16 protein-coding genes are annotated in these 18,969 nt (G+C 44.1%); 13 read left to right on the top strand and 3 right to left on the bottom strand.

All coding sequences use genetic code 11. The features are described from left to right. Positions 1-8 precede the first annotated feature (8 nt). From coaBC to GO495_RS01640, 3 genes are all read right to left on the bottom strand, one after another. A complete protein-coding gene (gene coaBC, locus GO495_RS01650) occupies positions 9-1,208 on the bottom strand; it encodes a bifunctional phosphopantothenoylcysteine decarboxylase/phosphopantothenate--cysteine ligase CoaBC (protein ID WP_157297964.1) in 1,200 nt (399 codons plus the stop codon). Positions 1,209-1,273: 65 nt separating this feature from the next. After that, positions 1,274-1,615 carry a DNA-directed RNA polymerase subunit omega gene (locus GO495_RS01645; protein WP_089779550.1) on the bottom strand — a complete coding sequence of 114 codons (342 nt, stop codon included), beginning with the start codon at positions 1,613-1,615 and terminating at the stop codon, positions 1,274-1,276. A 23-nt stretch (positions 1,616-1,638) separates the two neighbouring features. Next, positions 1,639-2,487 carry an outer membrane protein assembly factor BamD gene (locus tag GO495_RS01640; RefSeq protein ID WP_157297963.1) on the bottom strand — a complete coding sequence of 283 codons (849 nt, stop codon included), beginning with the start codon at positions 2,485-2,487 and terminating at the stop codon, positions 1,639-1,641. 435 nt (positions 2,488-2,922) lie between these two features. On the opposite strand from GO495_RS01640, the gene mraZ reads away from it, so the two are divergent. The 13 genes from mraZ to ftsZ all read left to right on the top strand — a co-directional run bounded on the left by mraZ (position 2,923) and on the right by ftsZ (position 18,946). Beyond that, positions 2,923-3,390 carry a division/cell wall cluster transcriptional repressor MraZ gene (mraZ, locus tag GO495_RS01635; RefSeq protein WP_157297962.1) on the top strand — a complete coding sequence of 156 codons (468 nt, stop codon included), beginning with the start codon at positions 2,923-2,925 and terminating at the stop codon, positions 3,388-3,390. 4 nt (positions 3,391-3,394) lie between these two features. After that, a complete protein-coding gene (gene rsmH, locus GO495_RS01630; protein WP_157297961.1) occupies positions 3,395-4,303 on the top strand; it encodes a 16S rRNA (cytosine(1402)-N(4))-methyltransferase RsmH in 909 nt (302 codons plus the stop codon). Positions 4,304-4,379: 76 nt separating this feature from the next. After that, positions 4,380-4,733, top strand: coding sequence for an FtsL-like putative cell division protein (locus GO495_RS01625; RefSeq protein ID WP_338075341.1), 354 nt, complete (start codon positions 4,380-4,382; stop codon positions 4,731-4,733). 7 nt (positions 4,734-4,740) lie between these two features. After that, complete coding sequence (locus tag GO495_RS01620) at positions 4,741-6,846, top strand: penicillin-binding protein (RefSeq protein WP_338075340.1); 2,106 nt, start codon at positions 4,741-4,743, stop codon at positions 6,844-6,846. 3 nt (positions 6,847-6,849) lie between these two features. After that, positions 6,850-8,316, top strand: a complete 1,467-nt coding sequence (locus GO495_RS01615) for a UDP-N-acetylmuramoyl-L-alanyl-D-glutamate--2,6-diaminopimelate ligase (protein WP_157297960.1) — start codon at positions 6,850-6,852, stop codon at positions 8,314-8,316. Between the two features lie 112 nt (positions 8,317-8,428). Further along, positions 8,429-9,625: a phospho-N-acetylmuramoyl-pentapeptide-transferase gene (mraY, locus tag GO495_RS01610; protein ID WP_240915122.1), complete on the top strand. Its 1,197-nt coding sequence runs from the start codon at positions 8,429-8,431 to the stop codon at positions 9,623-9,625. Positions 9,626-9,627: 2 nt separating this feature from the next. Continuing rightward, complete coding sequence (murD, locus tag GO495_RS01605; RefSeq protein ID WP_157297958.1) at positions 9,628-10,968, top strand: UDP-N-acetylmuramoyl-L-alanine--D-glutamate ligase; 1,341 nt, start codon at positions 9,628-9,630, stop codon at positions 10,966-10,968. 17 nt (positions 10,969-10,985) lie between these two features. Beyond that, positions 10,986-12,179: an FtsW/RodA/SpoVE family cell cycle protein gene (locus tag GO495_RS01600; RefSeq protein WP_157297957.1), complete on the top strand. Its 1,194-nt coding sequence runs from the start codon at positions 10,986-10,988 to the stop codon at positions 12,177-12,179. Between the two features lie 11 nt (positions 12,180-12,190). Further along, positions 12,191-13,285: an undecaprenyldiphospho-muramoylpentapeptide beta-N-acetylglucosaminyltransferase gene (gene murG, locus GO495_RS01595; protein ID WP_157297956.1), complete on the top strand. Its 1,095-nt coding sequence runs from the start codon at positions 12,191-12,193 to the stop codon at positions 13,283-13,285. An 8-nt stretch (positions 13,286-13,293) separates the two neighbouring features. Further along, positions 13,294-14,673, top strand: a complete 1,380-nt coding sequence (murC, locus tag GO495_RS01590) for a UDP-N-acetylmuramate--L-alanine ligase (protein WP_157297955.1) — start codon at positions 13,294-13,296, stop codon at positions 14,671-14,673. A 3-nt stretch (positions 14,674-14,676) separates the two neighbouring features. Then, on the top strand, positions 14,677-15,726 hold the full coding sequence (locus GO495_RS01585; protein ID WP_157297954.1) for a cell division protein FtsQ/DivIB: 1,050 nt from the start codon (positions 14,677-14,679) through the stop codon (positions 15,724-15,726). Further along, a complete protein-coding gene (gene ftsA, locus GO495_RS01580; protein ID WP_157297953.1) occupies positions 15,723-17,123 on the top strand; it encodes a cell division protein FtsA in 1,401 nt (466 codons plus the stop codon). Before GO495_RS01585 ends, ftsA begins: the two co-directional genes overlap by 4 nt. A gap of 158 nt (positions 17,124-17,281) precedes the next feature. After that, the gene (gene ftsZ, locus GO495_RS01575; protein ID WP_157297952.1) at positions 17,282-18,946 is read left to right on the top strand and encodes a cell division protein FtsZ; all 1,665 of its coding nucleotides are present in this window, start codon (positions 17,282-17,284) and stop codon (positions 18,944-18,946) included. Positions 18,947-18,969 lie beyond the last annotated feature (23 nt).

Below are 18,969 nucleotides of genomic sequence, written 5' to 3'. Positions count from 1 at the left end.
ACAGATTTTCATACGTTCCGGCTTTGGAGAATGTCTGTTATTGCAGTAACAATGTCCTTTGCCACTTCCTGTTTGGATTTCAGCGGCAGGTCTTTTGCTACACCGTTACGATCAAACAGGGTTACTTTGTTGGTATCATAGTTAAACCCGGCACCCGGATCATTCAGGGAATTCATCACGATCAGGTCCAGGTTCTTTTCACGTAACTTCTTTAACGCATATTCCTGCTCATTATTCGTTTCAAGGGAAAACCCAACCAGTACCTGTCCTGCGGGACGGTCGGTCCCCAGGGTGCGCAGGATGTCCTGTGTTTTCTCCAGTTCCAGTGTCAGCTCATCTCCTGCTCCTTTCTTGATCTTCTTATCTTCCACGAATTTAGGCCGGTAGTCAGCTACTGCTGCGGCCATTACCACCACATCAGATGTATAAAAATGTGCCTTGCTGTTGTTTAGCATATCCTCGGCCGTTACCACCCTGATGGTGTTTACAGTAGAAGATAAGTGAGTAGGTCCCAGCACTAATGTTACTTCTGCACCGGCAGCTGCCAGTGCCTCTGCAATGGCAATACCCATTTTCCCACTGGAATGATTGCTTATATAACGTACGGGATCTAATGGTTCTTGTGTAGGACCGGCAGTAACCAGGGCTTTTTTCCCGGTTAATGGTTTTTTATCTTCAAAATGGGCATGCAGGTAGGTGATAATATCTGCCGGTTCAGCCATACGGCCTTCACCAAACAACCCGCTGGCCAGTTCTCCTTTCTCTACCGGCAGTTGTTTATGCCCGTAAGACAGGAGTTTTTCAATATTATGGCGGGTAGCAGTGTGATGCCACATATCTTCATCCATCGCCGGCGCAAAAAGCACGGGACATGTAGCAGAAAGATAAGTAGCGAGTAACAGGTTATCGCAGAAGCCATTAGCCATTTTGGCAATTGTGTTGGCAGAGGCAGGAGCTATCAGCATTACGTCTGCCCAGCGACCCAGCATGACATGGTTATTCCAGCTCTGGTTATCACTGATGGTGACAGGTACTTCGTGCTTTGATAAGGTAGCCAGTGTAAGGGGCGTAATAAAATCACAGGCGGCCGGGGTCATGATCACTTTCACATCAGCACCTTCTTTTACCAACAGCCGGACAATGGTAGCTGCTTTATAAGCCGCAATACTGCCTGATACGCCGAGTAAGATCTTTTTTCCTTGAAGCATATAAATAAAATGGCGGCAGAATGTTATTTCTGCCGCCATGAAGTTAGATATTTTTCAGTCATTACTTAACTATACAGGTCGTCATCATTTCTTCTGAAATAGATCTTGTCTTCCAGGAATTCCTGTGTAGCCTGGATAGCAGGATTAGCCATTCTTTCGTAAAAACGGGAAATCTCTATCTGCTCTTTGTTCTCGTGCACTTCTTCCAGGTTATCTGTATGGCTGGCAAATTCTTCCAGTTTGGAGTGCAGCTCTTCCTTTACAGATATGTTAATCTGATTGGCGCGTTTGGCTATTACGGCAATAGATTCATACAGGTTACCAGTTTTGCTTTTAATCTCGGTAGTACTTTTGGTTTCCACCATTGGATTAATACTACTGGTCAGGCCTCTTTTTATTTTGCTCATTCTCCAGGGAATTATATTGTTTATTAATTGATGTTGTCTAAGCTTGATCTTTTATGCTCGGGCTTGGTATAAGACTCGAGTGTTTTGATATTGCTTTGTGCTAAGTTATAGTATTTTTCGGCATCAGGCTTCAAATGGCTGTCCGGGTAGTGGTCTGCAAAGTCCAGGTATTCGGTTACAACGTCATCGTAGCGTTCTTTCTGCTTGTCCATGATGCTATGTTCTGCATATTTGAAATAAGCTTTGATAGCCATGTATTTATAATCATCACTCTTATCAGAATCCGGGTAGTTACGCATCAGGCTTTTGAATGAAATGGCAGCTGATTTGTAGTATCCCAGGTTATAATAGAGTTCTGCACTGTTAAATTCTTTCCTTTCCAGTTTCTTGCGGCATAATTCGATCACCAGGTTAGCTTCTGCCACTTTATCGGAAGTAGGATAGTTATTGATGAAGGTCTGCATAGCAGCAATAGCCTTTTGTGTATTGGTCTGATCCAGCGGTATTTTAGGAGATTGCTTATAGTAGCAATAAGCCTGCATATAGTCCATTTCGGTAGCGCGCGGGCTGTTCGGGAAGTTATCCAGGTAGTTCTTAAAATAGAACCCAGCCTGTACATAATCCTTTAATTTATAGGAGCAGTAGCAATACTTATAATATATAGGTTCGTACTTTTCAGTACCCTTATATACCTGGAACAGCGATTCGTATAATCCCTGAGCTGATGTATACTTCTTTTTTTCGTAAAGTTTATCGGCATAAGCAAGCTTGGCCTCGTAGTCCTTACTTTTTTCAATTCTGCGCAGCTCCACATTACAGGAAGAAGCTATAACCACTAATAAAAGACTGATGTATAAGAGAATTTTCCGCATAAATGTGGGCAAAGTTAAGAATTAAATGTAAATGTAAGATAGGGAAGGAATTGAAGCTGTTAAAATTTTGCAAAAACCGGATACCCCACTTTTTACCACAAAAGGTCATTTTCGATCTTTTATGCCTCTTCTTACATAATAGAGGGGTACTTTAACCGCGCATTTTTTGTCTTTAAGTGACGGGATATACCTGATGAAAGCAGCGAGCAATGAATCACATAGTAGTTTATAAACAAATTAATTACTGTTTTGAACAATTTGTCCACATTTACATTCACACTATCCACATTCAACACTGAAAAAAGCTGTCAGAACCCACTCCTATGGGCATAAAAGTGCTGTGGAAAAAATATATATTCCAATTCCTCGTTAGAGAGTGGGAAAAAGTGTTATTTTGTGTTAGGAAATGGAATTTAAGGACTTTCTCCCCCAAGTATGACAGGTTTTCTGGGTGAATACGAGGCTACGCTGGACGCAAAGGGGCGCTTTTTACTACCTGCTGGATTTAAAAAACAGCTGGCAGAAAGCGCCGGAGACCAGTATGTCATCAACCGGGGGTTCGAAAAATGTTTGTCTTTATATCCCATGAGTGAATGGCAGCCAATTTTTGAGAAGATCAGCAAGCTGAACGACTTTGATCCGAAAGTTAGGGAATTCCGCCGCTATTTCCTCAATGGGGCGACCATCGTTGAACTGGACAGTGCAGGAAGGTTATTATTACCCAAAGGCCTGATGTCGTATGCCAACCTTGAAAAAGACATTGTACTGGCAGCGGCTTCAAATAAAATAGAGATCTGGGATAAAGTAAAATACCAGGAGTTCTTTGAAAATTTTTCACCAGGATCGTTTAGTGATCTTGCTCAGCAGGTAATGGGAGGTGGAGATAACAATATTTCGATTTAAGAGTATGGGAGAACCTTCACAATATCACCTGCCCGTATTGCTGCAGGAAGTGATCACGCAGCTACAGATCCGCCCGGATGGGGTGTATGTAGATGCCACTTTTGGCGGAGGCGGCCATTCCAGGGCAATACTGGAACACCTGAATGAGAACGGGCAGCTCATCGTGTTTGACCAGGATGAAGATGCATATAAGAACCGGATAGATGACCCCAGGGTCACTTTTGTACAACATAACTTCCGGCATATGCAGCGTTTTCTGAAACTCTATAAAACAGCCCCTGTAGATGGTATACTGGCTGATCTGGGGGTATCCTCCTGGCAGTTTGATACTGCGGAAAGAGGGTTCAGCACCCGGTTTGAAGGTGCGCTGGATATGAGAATGGACCAGCGGGCAACCCTTACGGCGGCCCAATTGCTGCAAACCTATTCAGAACACCAGCTTCACCTGATGTTCCAGGATTACGGAGAAGTCACAAACGCAAAAACCCTGGCAAAAACAATTGTACAACAACGCAAGGCCCGGCCCATGCGCACCATCAATGAGTTTAAATCAGTTATACAACCTATAGTGAAAGGAAATCCGCAGAAATACCTGGCACAGGTGTTCCAGGCACTCCGGATAGCAGTGAATGATGAATTGGGAGCATTGAAAGATTTACTGGTACAGTCTGCCGAAATACTAAAACCTGGAGGCAAACTGGCAATAATCACTTTCCACTCTCTGGAAGACAGGCTGGTGAAGAATTTTATGAAGGCAGGACAATTTGAGATACAGGATGATCAGTATTCATTTGAAACTCCAGCCAAATTGTTCAGACTAATTACCAAAAAGCCGGTAACCGCCAGTGAGGAAGAACTGAAACGTAATACAAGGTCCCGGAGTGCGAAACTAAGGGTAGCCGAAAAGATATAAGACAGATTATGAATCCGCTATGCCAATGTGCTTGTTATGCGACAGGTACATTGGCTTATTAGCTAAATAAAAGACCGTGTTGCAGGAAGAGAATATACCAGACGAAGTAATGCCGGAGGAACCGGAACAAAAAAGGGAATGGCGCCTGCGCATCAATTACAGGGCCATCACACAGAACATGCCCTTCATATTGTTCCTTGCAGTACTGGCACTGATATATATCGCCAACAGCCATCTGGCGGAGAAAAAAGTTCGCCGCATCAATAAGCTGGGCAGGGAAATAAAAGAACTGAAGTGGGAATACCTGAATGTGAAGAGTGAACTGATGTTCCGCAGCAAGATGAGTGAAGTGAGCAGAGCTGTAGAACCGCTGGGACTGAAAGAACTCAGCATCCCACCCCAAAAAATAGAACTACAAAAAACAGAATAATCAGATAGTGGAAGTAAAGAAGGACATATTGTGGAGAGTGTATCTATGCTTCATCGGCATGGGGCTGTTTGCTGTGGCAATACTGGTGAAAGTGTTCTTTGTTCAGAATGTACAGGGCAACTACTGGCGTAGCATGGCAGACAGCCTGCACACCCGCTATGTATCCCTGGATGCTGACCGTGGTACCATTTATTCTGAAGAAGGCAGGATGCTCTCTACTTCCATCCCCTATTTCGATGTACGGGTGGATTTTGCAGCTGATAACCTGCGCGAAAAAAACGGAAAAGTTTTCAGGGACAATGTAGACTCGTTGTCCATTTATCTTTCCCGCCTGTTCAATGATCATACACCGGAAGAATATAAACAGATATTACGGGAAGGCTTCAAAAGCAAGGACCGTTATTTTCTTTTAAAACGTGATATACAGTTTAATCAGTTTCAGCAACTCCGCAACTTTCCCATGTTCCGGCTGGGCAAGAACAAAGGTGGGCTGATAGCTGAAACAAAGAATAAACGCATTAACCCTTTTAAACTGTTGGCCAACCGCACAATAGGACTGTCAAGGGAAAATGCACAGAACGTAGGGCTCGAAAGAACTTATGACGATTTCCTGAGAGGGGTAACAGGGAAAAGATTAATGCGCCGCATAGCAGGCGGCACCTATATACCGGTAGAAGGATATGATATCGAACCGGAAAATGGCAGGGATGTCATCACCACCATGGACGTGAATATGCAGGATATCGTTGAAACAGCCCTCATGAACATGATGGTGAGCAACGAAGCAGAACATGGCAGCTGCATCCTGATGGAAGTGAAGACCGGCAAAATAAAAGCTATCGCCAATCTGGGCAGACAACCGGACGGCAGTTATTTCGAAGATATGAACTACGCACTGCAGGTAGCAGAACCGGGTTCTACTTTCAAACTGGCCACCATCATATCTGTACTGGACGATAAATATGCAACCATGGACGATATGGTAAACCTGCATGAAGGTGAATGGCAGATAGGCAAAAGAACTGTATTCGATTCGGAACCACATCCCGGACAAACAAACGTGACTATCAAACACGCCTTTGAACTGAGTTCCAATGTGGGAATGGCTAAACTGGCTTACCAGTATTATTATAAAAAGCCGAACGATTTTGTTGCACATCTGAAAAAGTTAAAGCTGGACCAGCCTACGGGCATAGACCTGGTAGGTGAAGGAAAGCCAGTTATAAAATCTACCGCTTCTAAAACATGGAGCGCAACCAGCTTACCCTGGATGGCCTTTGGTTATGAGGTACTGGTTAGTCCGTTACAAACCTGCATGCTGTACAACGCTGTAGCTAACAACGGAAAAATGATGAAGCCTTACCTGGTGAATTCCATTGTGGAATATGGCAAACCTGTAAAGGAATTTGAGCCTACCGTTGTAATGGATAGCATTTGTTCCAGGAGTACTTTGAAACAGGTGAAACAGATGCTGGAAGGTGTGGTAATGAACGGAACTGCTAAAGGGTTATGGACACGCTATTACAAATTTGCCGCTAAAACCGGTACGGCCCTGGTAGCCAATGGCAACCGGGGTTATGCAGATAAGATATACCAGTCATCATTTGCAGGGTATTTTCCGGCAAATGATCCGCAATTCACCTGCGTGGTCGTGATCAAGAACAAAGCACATGCCGCTAAGTTTTATGGTGCAGCAGTAGCAGGACCAGTATTCCGTGAAGTAGCAGACAAGCTGTTTGCCATAGCAGTAGAAAAGCAACTGCCTATCAAAGCCGGCCTGCAAATGGATACGCTGATGGCTTTCAAGAACGGACAGGGCCATGAGTGGAAAGAAATACTGAACACATTGAACATCCCTATGCAGGGCAGTGTGAACAACAACAGTTGGGTAAGTGCAAAAGTGGATGACAAGAAAATCGCCTTTGCACAGGTGGCACAAAATAAAGGTGCTGTACCCAATGTAACAGGAATGGGATTAAAAGATGCGCTGTACCTGCTGGAAAATGCAGGTTTGCGTGTGGTTATAAAAGGTGCCGGCAAGGTAAAGAATCAATCTATACCCGGCGGCACTCAGTTATCAAGAGATCAGACAATCGTAATAGAACTTAGTTAAGAGATGAGGACACTGAGTGACATATTATACAACGTGAACATCCAGGCGGTGCATGGTAGTACAGATATTACTGTGAACGCACTGAGCATAGACTCCCGCGCCATTGGTGAGGGAGATGCCTTTATTGCTATCAGGGGAGTACACGCCGATGGTCATCTCTTTATTGATAAAGCATTGCAATTAGGCGCTACGGTAATCATCTGTGAAGAACTGCCTGCGCAATTATCCGAAACTGTATGTTATATACAGGTGGTAAACAGCGCTATTGCAGCTGGTACCATTGCAGGTAATTTTTATAACAACCCGTCACAGAAGCTGCAACTGGTAGGAGTTACCGGCACAAATGGTAAAACGACCATCGCTACTCTCCTGTTCAAACTGTTCAGCGAACTGGGATACCATTGCGGATTGCTGTCTACTGTGCAGAATCAGATCGGTGAGAAGATCGTTCCTGCTACACATACAACACCGGATGCCATTCATCTGAATGGATTGCTGGCGGATATGGTAGCGGAAGGATGTGAATACGTGTTCATGGAAGTAAGCTCGCATGCAATACACCAGCAACGCATTGCCGGGCTGAAGTTCGCAGGCGGCATCTTCAGCAACATTACACATGATCACCTCGATTACCATAAAACGTTCGATGAATATATAAAGGTGAAGAAAGCCTTCTTTGACGGACTTCCCAATACAGCGTTTGCACTCACTAACCTGGATGATAAGAGAGGTAGCGTGATGTTGCAGAATACAAAGGCAAAGAAAACGACTTACAGCCTGCGTACTGTAGCTGATTTCAAGGGTAAAATCCTTGAGAACAATCTCACAGGGCTGATTATGGTAGTGAATGAAAAAGAAGTACACTTCCGCCTTATCGGAGAGTTCAATGCTTATAACCTGCTGGCAGTATATGGTGCAGCCATTATGCTGGGTCAGGAAAAAGATGCTGTATTGCAGGCGCTTAGTGGCTTGTCCGGTGCAGAAGGACGCTTCGATTACATTCTGTCCGCAGAACAGAAAATCATTGGTATCGTTGACTATGCGCACACACCGGATGCATTACTGAATGTACTGGCTACTATTAAGAACCTCCGTAAAGGTATTGAACAGGTGATTACTGTAGTAGGCTGCGGAGGCGACCGTGATACAACAAAACGTCCTGTTATGGCAGAAGTGGCAGCGGAACGCAGCGATAAAGTGATACTCACTTCAGATAATCCACGCTCGGAAGATCCGGCAGAGATTATCCGTCAGATGGAAGCAGGTGTTCCTGTGCATCTTAAAAAGAGAGTATTGTCTATCGTAGACAGGAAGGAAGCTATTAAAACTGCGTGTAGCCTGGCCAACCCGGAAGATATCATCCTGGTTGCGGGTAAAGGACATGAAAAATACCAGGATATCAATGGGGTAAAACATCCTTTTGATGATAAACAGGTATTACGTGAGATGCTGGAACTGATGGGAAAATAAGGAAATCTGAAACAACAAAACAGTCACGTGGACTGTCGATCCGAGACTAACTAACTATATGCTATATTACTTATTCAACTATTTGAAAACTTTGAATTTCAGCGGAAGCGGAATGTTTCAATTCATTACGTTCCGTATTACCATGGCACTTTTGTTGTCACTGGTTATATCTTTATTGTTGGGTAAGAGCATTGTAAGATTCCTGCAACGTAAACAGATTGGAGAAACGATCCGTGATCTGGGACTGGCAGGTGAGAATACAAAAAAAGGAACTCCAACTATGGGAGGTCTTATCATATTGTCTGCGATTGTAATTCCTACTCTCCTTTTTGCACAGATAAAAACGGTATATATATGGCTGATGCTGTTATGCACAGTATGGCTTGGCCTTATAGGCTTCCTGGACGATTACATCAAGGTATTTAAAAAGAACAAAGAAGGTTTAGCTGGTAAGTTCAAAGTCCTCGGGCAAATCGGCCTGGGCATTATTATCGGCAGCACCTTATACTTTAATGAGAACGTAGTCATCTCCCGGGAGATAATAGGTGCAAAGAAACTGGCTCCTTATGAGAGAATGATCAGCAGCAGTGAAAGGGTCACCAAAGACGGTCACCGTTTCGCAGATGTAAAAACGCCAATCACTACTATTCCATTTGTAAAGAACCATGAGTTCAACTATGCAAAACTCATTTCCTGGATGGGACCTGGCGCTGAAAAATACACTTACATTCTGTATATATTCATCGTGATCGTTATCATCACAGCAGTATCCAACGGGGCAAACCTTACGGACGGGCTGGATGGACTGGCGACGGGAGTATCGGCAGTGATCGGGGTATGTCTTGGGGTATTTGCTTACGTATCGGGTAACATACAGTTTGCAGAGTACCTGAACATCATGTACATACCCAACCTGGGGGAGCTGTCCATTTTCATTGCCGCCTTCGTAGGGGCATGTGTGGGTTTCCTCTGGTACAATGCCTACCCGGCACAGGTATTTATGGGAGATACGGGCAGTCTTGCACTGGGTGGTATCATTGCTTCCCTGGCCATTATTGTAAGGAAAGAATTGCTGATACCTATTTTCTGCGGGGTATTCCTTGTAGAAAACCTGAGCGTGGTGTTGCAGGTCTCTTATTTTAAATACACAAAGAAGAAGTACGGAGAAGGAAGACGCATTTTCAAAATGTCTCCGCTTCATCATCACTATCAGAAACTGGGATATCATGAAAGTAAGATTGCCGTGAGGTTCTGGATCGTAACGATCATGTGTGCAGTAGTAGCGATCGCAACATTAAAAATGAGATAAGTATGCAGAAAAAACTCGTCATACTAGGTGCCGGCGAAAGCGGAATTGGTGCTGCCCTATTAGGCAAGCAGCAGGGGTATGATGTATTCGTATCTGACGGTGGCGTGATCAAAGATATTTACAGGCAGGAACTGGCGGTAAATCATATTCCTTTTGAAGAAGGACATCATTCCTGGGATATCATCCTGAACACAGATGAAATTGTGAAAAGCCCGGGTATTCCGGAGAAGAATGAACTGATGAAGAAAGTGAGGGAGATGCAGGTACCTGTTATTTCAGAGATAGAACTGGCATACCGCTTCAGCAAGGATAAAAAGATCATTGCTATCACAGGCAGTAATGGCAAAAGCACCACTACTGCGCTGACGTTTCACATTTTTGAAACGGCAGGGCTCAATGTAGCCATGGTAGGCAACATTGGACTTAGTTATGCCAGGCAGGTTGCTACTGCCCCGGTAGATTACTATGTAGTGGAAATAAGCAGTTTTCAACTGGACGATATAAAAGAATTTAAACCTAACGTAGCTATTTTACTAAACATAACACCAGATCACCTGGACCGTTACGATTACAAAATGGAGAACTACGTGGCATCCAAATTCCGCATAGCGATGAACCAGGGGCCGGAAGATTACTTCGTGTATTGCAAGGACGATCCTGAAATCATCAAACATTTAGAAAAACAAACAATTTACTCAACAACAATACCCTTTACTATCATGGAACCATTAAAGCAAGGAGGATTTATGGCAAACGAACAAGTGAACATCCAGGTAAATGACGAGCCGGTGATCGTATCAATGTATGATCTTGCTCTTAAAGGCAAACATAATTTATATAATTCAATGGCAGCGGGTATTGCAGGACGCACCATGGACATCAGAAAAGAGAAGATACGCGAAAGCCTTACTTCCTTTAAGAGCCTGGAGCATCGCATGGAGTATGTAGCTTCTGTGCGCGGGATTGATTTCATCAACGATAGTAAAGCTACAAACGTAAACTCTCTCTGGTTTGCGCTTGAAAGTATGGAAACACCAGTGGTCCTTATCATGGGTGGAGTAGATAAAGGCAATGACTACAGTGCTATCAGGGAACTGGTGAAAGAAAAAGTAAAGGCGATTGTTTGTCTGGGTGTTGACAATGCTCCTATCAGGGAAGCATTATCAAATGATACCCCGCTGATGATAGACACACGCAATATGAAAGATGCCGTACAGGCAGCTTTTAAGCATGCGGCTAAAGGAGATGTGGTATTGCTCTCCCCTGCCTGCGCCAGCTTTGACCTCTTCAAAAATTATGAGGACAGAGGCAGGCAGTTCAAAGAGGCAGTAAGGGAGCTGTAACAATTAAAACAGATAAAATGGACGGTATACTTCAAAGAACTAAGGGCGATAAAGTGATATGGACCATCGTGGTCTTCCTGTCACTTGTGAGCCTGTTGGCTGTTTACAGCGCAACGGGATCACTGGCGTACCGTGAGCAGGGAGGGCATACCGAGTATTACCTGTTTAAACAATTGAGTGTGCTGGTAATGGGTTTGCTGATCATCTATTTTGCCCACCGTGTAAATTATACAGTCTACTCACGTGCGGCACAGATAGGGTTTATCATCTCCATTCCTCTTCTGATATATACATTGGCATTTGGGTCCAATCTTAATGAAGCAAGCCGGTGGATCCGGCTTCCGGTGATTAATCTGACGTTCCAGACATCCGATGTAGCCAAGCTGGCCATCTTTATGTATGTAAGCAGACAGTTATCCAAACGGCAGCATGTGATCACTGATTTTAAGAAAGGCTTTCTGCCTATTATTATTCCGGTGGGTATCGTTTGTGTACTGATCATGCCAGCTAACATGTCTACCGCATTGCTCCTGGGCGCCAGTTGCATGCTATTGTGCTTTATAGGCAGGGTGCCGGTTAAGTACCTGTTATCAATGATAGGCGCTGGTGTGGGATTAATCCTGCTGATGTTTGTTTTTGCAAAGATTACAGGCATAAAGATGCGTACAGAAACATGGGCGAAAAGGATTGAACATTTTACAAATAATGAAGATTCTGAAACACCCTACCAGGTGCAACAGGCAAACATCGCAATAGCAGGCGGAGGTCTATTGGGCAAGGGGCCGGGTAACAGTACACAAAGAAATTTTCTTCCTCACGCATATAGTGATTATATATATGCAACTATTATTGAGGAGTATGGTATCTTTGGCGCCTTTTTGATATTGATGGCCTATATGTTATTACTCTTAAGGAGTATACGCATATTTCGTCAATGCCCATACGCATTTGGTGCTTTTCTCGCAGTAGGACTGAGCGTCACACTTGTAATACAGGCACTTACGAATATGGCGGTGAACGTAGGGCTATTCCCTGTTACAGGGGTTACACTACCACTGGTAAGTATGGGAGGGTCTTCAGTAATATTTACCAGTTTTGCCATCGGTATCATATTGAGTGTATCACGAAATGTGGATGAACTGGAAGGCAAACGTATTGAACAGGAAAGGATTGCGAAAGTGATGGAACAACAAAATATGCAGACAGCTTAAAATTAAAAAGGATGCAACGCAAAATTATCATAGCAGGCGGCGGTACAGGAGGACATATCTTCCCGGCTATTGCTATTGCCAATGCGTTGAAAAAGATAGATGCCAATACGGAGATCCTTTTTGTCGGGGCCAAAGGCAAGATGGAGATGGAGAAAGTGCCGCAGGCAGGTTACCAGATAGAAGGATTGGAAATAGCGGGTTTTAACCGCAGCAATATGTTGAAGAACCTTTTGCTGCCGTTCAAAATATTAAAAAGCCTGGGGCAGGCACGCAGCATTATCGATCGCTTCCAACCACATGCAGTGGTAGGCGTTGGTGGTTATGCAAGTTTCCCCATGTTGCGGAAAGCACAAGGTAAAGGCATTCCAACATTGATACAGGAGCAAAACTCTTTTGCCGGAAAAACCAATATGATATTGGGAAAGAAAGCAAAAAAGATCTGCGTCGCTTACGATGGTATGGAAAAATTCTTTCCGGCAGACAAGCTCGTGGTAACCGGGAACCCTGTTCGCGGAAACATCACACAGTCGTCTGTTACAAAGGAGGAAGCATTGCAACATTTTGGTTTGCAATCAGGCAAAACGACTGTGTTTGCTGTAGGTGGCAGCCTGGGTGCAAAAGCAATCAATGAAGCATTACATCCTTTACTGCCTGCTTTTGTTGAAAAAGACATTCAGCTGATATGGCAAACAGGCAAACCATATTTTGATACTGCCAAAGCAGCAGCGTCTGCATATAGTTCGCATGTAAAAGTGTTTGACTTTATTAACCTGATGGACTTTGCCTATAAAGCGGCAGATGTGGTAATATCCCGTGCAGGTGCGCTGGCCATTGCTGAACTATGTGTAGTGAAAAAGCCAGTGATATTTGTGCCCTACCCTTTTGCGGCCGAAGATCATCAGACTTTCAACGCACAAAGCCTGGTAATGAAGAATGCTGCTCTTATCATCAAAAATGATGACGCAGCCGCCCAGTTAGGCAATACTTTATTCAGCCTTGTGCAAAACAAAGCATTGCTGGAACAACTGGAGCAGAATATCGGTAAGCTGGGAAACAGCAATGCTGATATGGTAATCGCAAAACAGGTAATGACATTAATCGGATAAATAATAAAATGGATCTGAATAACATACAACGTGTATACTTCGTCGGCATCGGCGGCATTGGCATGAGCGCCATTGCACGGTTCTTCAATGAAAAGGGCGTGCATGTGAGCGGTTATGACCGTACCGAAACAGGGCTTACCCGCCAGCTGACAAAAGAAGGTATGCGGATCCATTATTCGGAAGATATAACACTGATAGACAAAGATGTGCAACTGGTAGTGTATACCCCCGCTATTCCGTCTATACATGAAGAATTGAAATGGTATAAGGCAAACAATTATGAGGTAGTAAAACGCAGTGATGTACTGCAGGAAATTACCCGCGAAATGTTTGCTGTTACAGTAGGCGGTACACATGGTAAAACAACCACCTCTACCCTTATTGCGCATATACTAAGAGATAGCGGTTATGGTTGCAATGCCTTCCTTGGTGGCATTAGTGCCAACTACAATCAGAATTTCTGGAGCAGTGACAGAAATGTGGCCGTGATTGAAGCAGACGAATACGACCGTTCTTTCCTGAAACTGCACCCGGATATTGCTGTATTAACAGCTATGGATGCAGACCATCTGGATATTTACGGTACGGAAGAAGAAGTACAGGATGCATTTGTACAGTACTCTGCCAACATAAAACCAAATGGGACACTGGTGGCCAGACTGGGACTACAACGTGCAGCTGATCTGAAAGGTGATAACAAATTATGGTACCACCTGCAGGACAACAAAGCAGGTGTATATGCTGCCAATATTAAGCTAGAAGATGGTGGGTACAGGTTTGATGTAATAAAAAAAGACTGGACACTGCATGATATACATTTACCAATTGGAGGTACGCACAATATAGAAAATACGGTAGCGGCAGTGGCAGTGGCTCACCTGCTGGGTATTGGAGATGACAAAATAAAAGCAGCTATAGCTGACTTTAAAGGTATCAGGCGCAGGTTCGAATACCTTATCAGAAACGATTACCAGGTGTATATAGACGACTATGCACATCATCCTGAAGAGTTACGCGCACTCATCAGCAGCGCCCGTGAACTGTTTCCTGGTAAAAAGTGTACCGTCATATTTCAGCCGCATCTGTACACACGTACACGCGACTTTGCAGATGGGTTCGCAGAAAGCCTCTCGCTGGCAGATGAAGTATTACTTTTGCCGATTTATCCGGCCAGGGAATTACCGATCGAAGGTGTTAGCAGTGAAATGATAGCAGCGAAGATCACGAAAGTACCAGTGCAGGTGATAGAAAAAGAAAATGTGCAGGACTGGCTTAAATCTCATAATGTACCCCTGTTTATTACGGCGGGTGCAGGAGATATCGATCAGTTTAGAGAACCGGTGCAGGAGATCCTGAATGGAGAAAGAATTATTACAAACGAAAATTAGATAATGCAACCCAAAACCAAAAAGGCATTAAAACGGATAGGCACAACACTGCTATGGATGGCAGTGATGTGTGGTTTCGTGGTATTGCTGATGGCGGCGGTGCAGGATAAAGAAGCCAGCAAATGCAAAGGCATCGTCGTGAAACTGGCAGGTGATGAAAGCAATTTCTTTGTAGAAGAAAAAGATATTAAAGCCCTGATAGCATACGACAAGGCATTAAACCCTGTGGGAAAGCCTATCAGCAATATCAACATTGCCAACCTGGAAAAGATCGTATCACGCGATCCCTGGGTAAAGAATGCTGAGATATACATCGATAATCAGCGCAAGCTGAATATCAAAGTAACACAGCGGGAACCGGTAGCACGTGTATTTACTGTATCCGGCAGTAGCTTTTACTTTGATAAGGATGGAGACCGCATACCGGTATCTACCCGTTACGCAGCCAGGGTACCGGTGTTCACGGACTTCCCTACTGATGCAGTTAAGCTGCAAAAGGCAGACAGTGCGCTTGCATCACAGGTGATAGAGATGGGCAGCTTTATTATGGCAGATCCATTCTGGTTAGCGCAGGTTGACCAGGTATTAATCACACCACAACGTGAATTTGAACTGACACCAAAACTAGGCGATCATGTAATCGCATTTGGTGACGGTACTGATATAGAAAAGAAATTCAGCAAACTGTTGGCGTTTTATAAAGAAGGATTGAGTAAAGTGGGCTGGAATAATTATTCACGCATAGATGTTGCTTATGAGAACGAGGTAGTATGTACACGCAGAAATGCTGCAGAACAGCCTAAACCGCTGACAGCTGCAGACAGTGCAATGCTTGCGGCAGCGCATGACAGCACTGAACATGTACAAACACATGCGAAAGAAGTAAAGCAACCCGAAACAACAAAGGCAAAGACGAAGGTGGCAACACCCAAATCCGCGCCAGCAAAACCGAAAATACAAAAGGAAAAGGTACCCCATACGAAGGAACCGAAAGCTGTGTATAAGCCGGTGAAGAGATCTGTTAACACAACAAAAAACAATAGAACGCCATGAATCAGGAAGCTCCCATCATTGTAGGTCTCGATATTGGAACTACAAAGATTGCTGCCATTGCAGGAAGAAAGAATGAATACGGGAAATTGGAAATCCTGGGATTCGGTAAAGCCCCATCTTTTGGTGTTCAGCATGGCATGGTGCTGAATATCGACCAAACTATCAAGGCCATACGTCAGGCCCTGGAGAACTGCTATGCGTCCAATCCTAACCTGGAGATAAATGAAGTATACGTAGGTATTGCAGGACATCATATTAAAAGTTTGCAGACACGTGGCGACATCGTTCGCAGCGATACTGACGCAGAAATTTCTCAAAAAGATATTGATCAGCTGATCAATGACCAGTATAAAACAGTGATACCCGCCAGTGATCAGATCATTGACGTAATACCACAACAGTATATCGTGGATAGCCTGCAGAACATCACCTATCCTATCGGGATGTCTGGTGTGAAAGTGGGTGCTAACTTCCACATTATTACGGGCGATAAAAACGCCATCCGTAACATTAACCGCAGTGTGGAGAAATCCGGACTTAAAATACATGATCTGGTATTGCAGCCACTGGCGTCTGCTGCCGCTGTTATGTGTGATATGGACTTTGAAGCAGGAGTTGCCATTGTGGATATAGGAGGCGGTACTACCGACCTGGCTGTTTTCTACGAAGGTATCCTGAAACATACAGCGGTGATTCCTTATGGTGGAGAGAACATTACCAACGATATCAAAAACGGCCTGGGCGTATTAAAAACACAGGCAGAACAAATGAAGGTACAGTTCGGATACGCACTGGCTGATGAGGCTAAAAACAATGCCTACATCACAATACCTGGTCTGCGTGGTCAGAGCCCGAAAGAGATCTCTGTAAAGAACCTGGCACATATCATACAGGCACGTATGAGTGAGATCATGGACTTTGTAGTGTATCACCTGAAACAGATCGGTATGGACAATAAAATGCTGAATGGCGGCATTATCCTTACCGGTGGAGGATCACAACTGAAACACCTGATACAGTTAACAGAATATACTACCGGTGTAAGCGCCCGTATAGGTTATCCGAACGAGCATCTTGCCAATGGTCATATTGATGAACTTACAAGACCAATGTATGCAACATGCGTTGGTCTCATTCTCAAAGGCTACAATGATTATGAGAACGATCGCAGGGCATTAGAAGAAAACTATGTTAAAATAAATACCAGTTACCTCGCCAAAGAACAGGCCGCAAATGCAACTGTACAGGAGGAAAGTGGCTGGGAGCAAGAGCCTACTGTTGAACAGGCACAGGAAAAGAGAGTAAGGGAAAGAAACGCTTCTCTGAAAACATTCCTGGACAGGATGAAAACAAAGATCATTGATATGTTCACGGAAGAAGAAGATGCAAAGCTTTAACCCGTTTTTTATAGTATGTGGCTTAATTGTTGCAGCTTCAAACGGTTTTAAAATCAGGAATTAATACGCGAATAATTAATAACATAAGATAGACCATAGGATAAGTTGTTGTGGGCATTATTAATTATAACTAACTAACCCATAAAAGAATTAGAGTCATGATACATTTTGATCTTCCTAAAGAAAAATCCTCCATCATTAAGGTGATAGGCATTGGTGGTGGAGGAAGCAATGCGGTGAACCACATGTTCAACCAAGGCATTGAGGGTGTGAATTTTATCATCTGCAATACCGATGCACAGGCTATTGCTAACAGTCCCGTGCCCAACAAAATTCAGCTGGGACCGCACTTAACGCAGGGACTAGGTGCAGGTGCTAATCCGCGCATCGGAGAACAGGCGACGGAAGAGTCCTTTGAAGAAATCAAAAAGATACTGGAGGTAAATACAAAGATGGCCTTCATTACGGCAGGCATGGGTGGTGGTACCGGTACCGGTGGCGCTCCTATCATTGCTAAAATATGTAAGGAACTCGGTATTTTAACCGTGGGTATTGTTACCACTCCTTTCTCTTACGAAGGTAAAAAAAGGATGGCACAGGCTGATGAAGGCGTGAACAGGTTGAAAGACTATGTTGATACTTTACTTATCATATCCAATGATAAACTGCGCCAAAGATTTGGTGACCTGAAATCCAGAGCAGCCTTTGAAAAAGCAGATAACGTACTCGCTACTGCGGCTAAATGTATTACTGATGTGATCAACTCTACCGGTCAGATCAACGTAGACTTTGCCGACGTATGTACCGTTATGCGTAATGGTGGCGTGGCTATACTTGGTTCCGCTGTTGCAGAAGGCGAAGGCCGTGCACAGAGAGCTATCGAGGAAGCTCTGACATCTCCGTTGCTGAATGATAACGACATCCGTGGTGCTAAATGGATCCTTATCAACATCTCATCTGCTGAAGGCGACTTCGAGCATACACTGGATGAAATGGACTCTATACAGGCTTACGTACAAAGCCAGGCTGGTGAGGATTGCGATGTTATCCTGGGTATTGGTTATGATCAGTCACTTGACCGCAATCTGGGTGTAACCATCATTGCGACAGGTTTTGAACAGAGACCCATCCAGCAGCTAAGGCTCCCGCAGGATGCTGTGGAAGAACAACCTAAGATCGTAATGGAACTGGGTCGTGATGGTGATGAAAAAAAAATGAGTCAAAAGCCTAACCTTACGGTAGAGCCTACAGACCATATGGCACCACGACTGGTAGAACCGGTTGTGACACAACCTGTTACCTCTTATACTCCACCACAGCCAGAGAGGCAAAACTATACGCTCAATATTGAGCCTGTATCTGCTCCTCCATCTTCCCAATCTGCTGGTGGTATTAATGTGATTCAGCCAAATCAGTCTGCCAGGCCTTCACACATCTTCATAGAACCAGGCAATACGCCTCCTTCTGCAGATGATGCTCCAGCCATGAAGATGGTATTCCGTGAAGAAGACCAGCAGGCTCCTGATGCACATGCCGATCATCATCCTCAGCTGCATTACTTTGATGAGCAGATGGAAGAACAGAAAAGGAAGCAGGCTGAAAGAGTCGCAAAACTCCGTAGCATCAGCTTTAATGTGAAAGGCATAGACAATGCAACTGAATTAGAAAACGTTCCGGCTTATATCCGTCGCAATATCGATCTCGATAACGGCTCGGGTTCCGCGGAAAGTTTTTACTCTAACTATACTGTAACCGATAGTCATAATAACCAGGCAGAAATCAATACGATTAATACCTTTTTAGACGGGAAAAAACCCGATTGATCTATTCGATGTTTGATTGTTTT

Origin of the sequence: Chitinophaga oryziterrae (assembly GCF_009758125.1) — a bacterium.
In the GTDB taxonomy this organism is placed as follows: Bacteria; Bacteroidota; Bacteroidia; order Chitinophagales; family Chitinophagaceae; genus Chitinophaga; species Chitinophaga oryziterrae.
The sequence above is the reverse complement of the archived record's forward strand: the minus strand, read 5'-3'. Positions and strand labels throughout refer to the sequence as shown.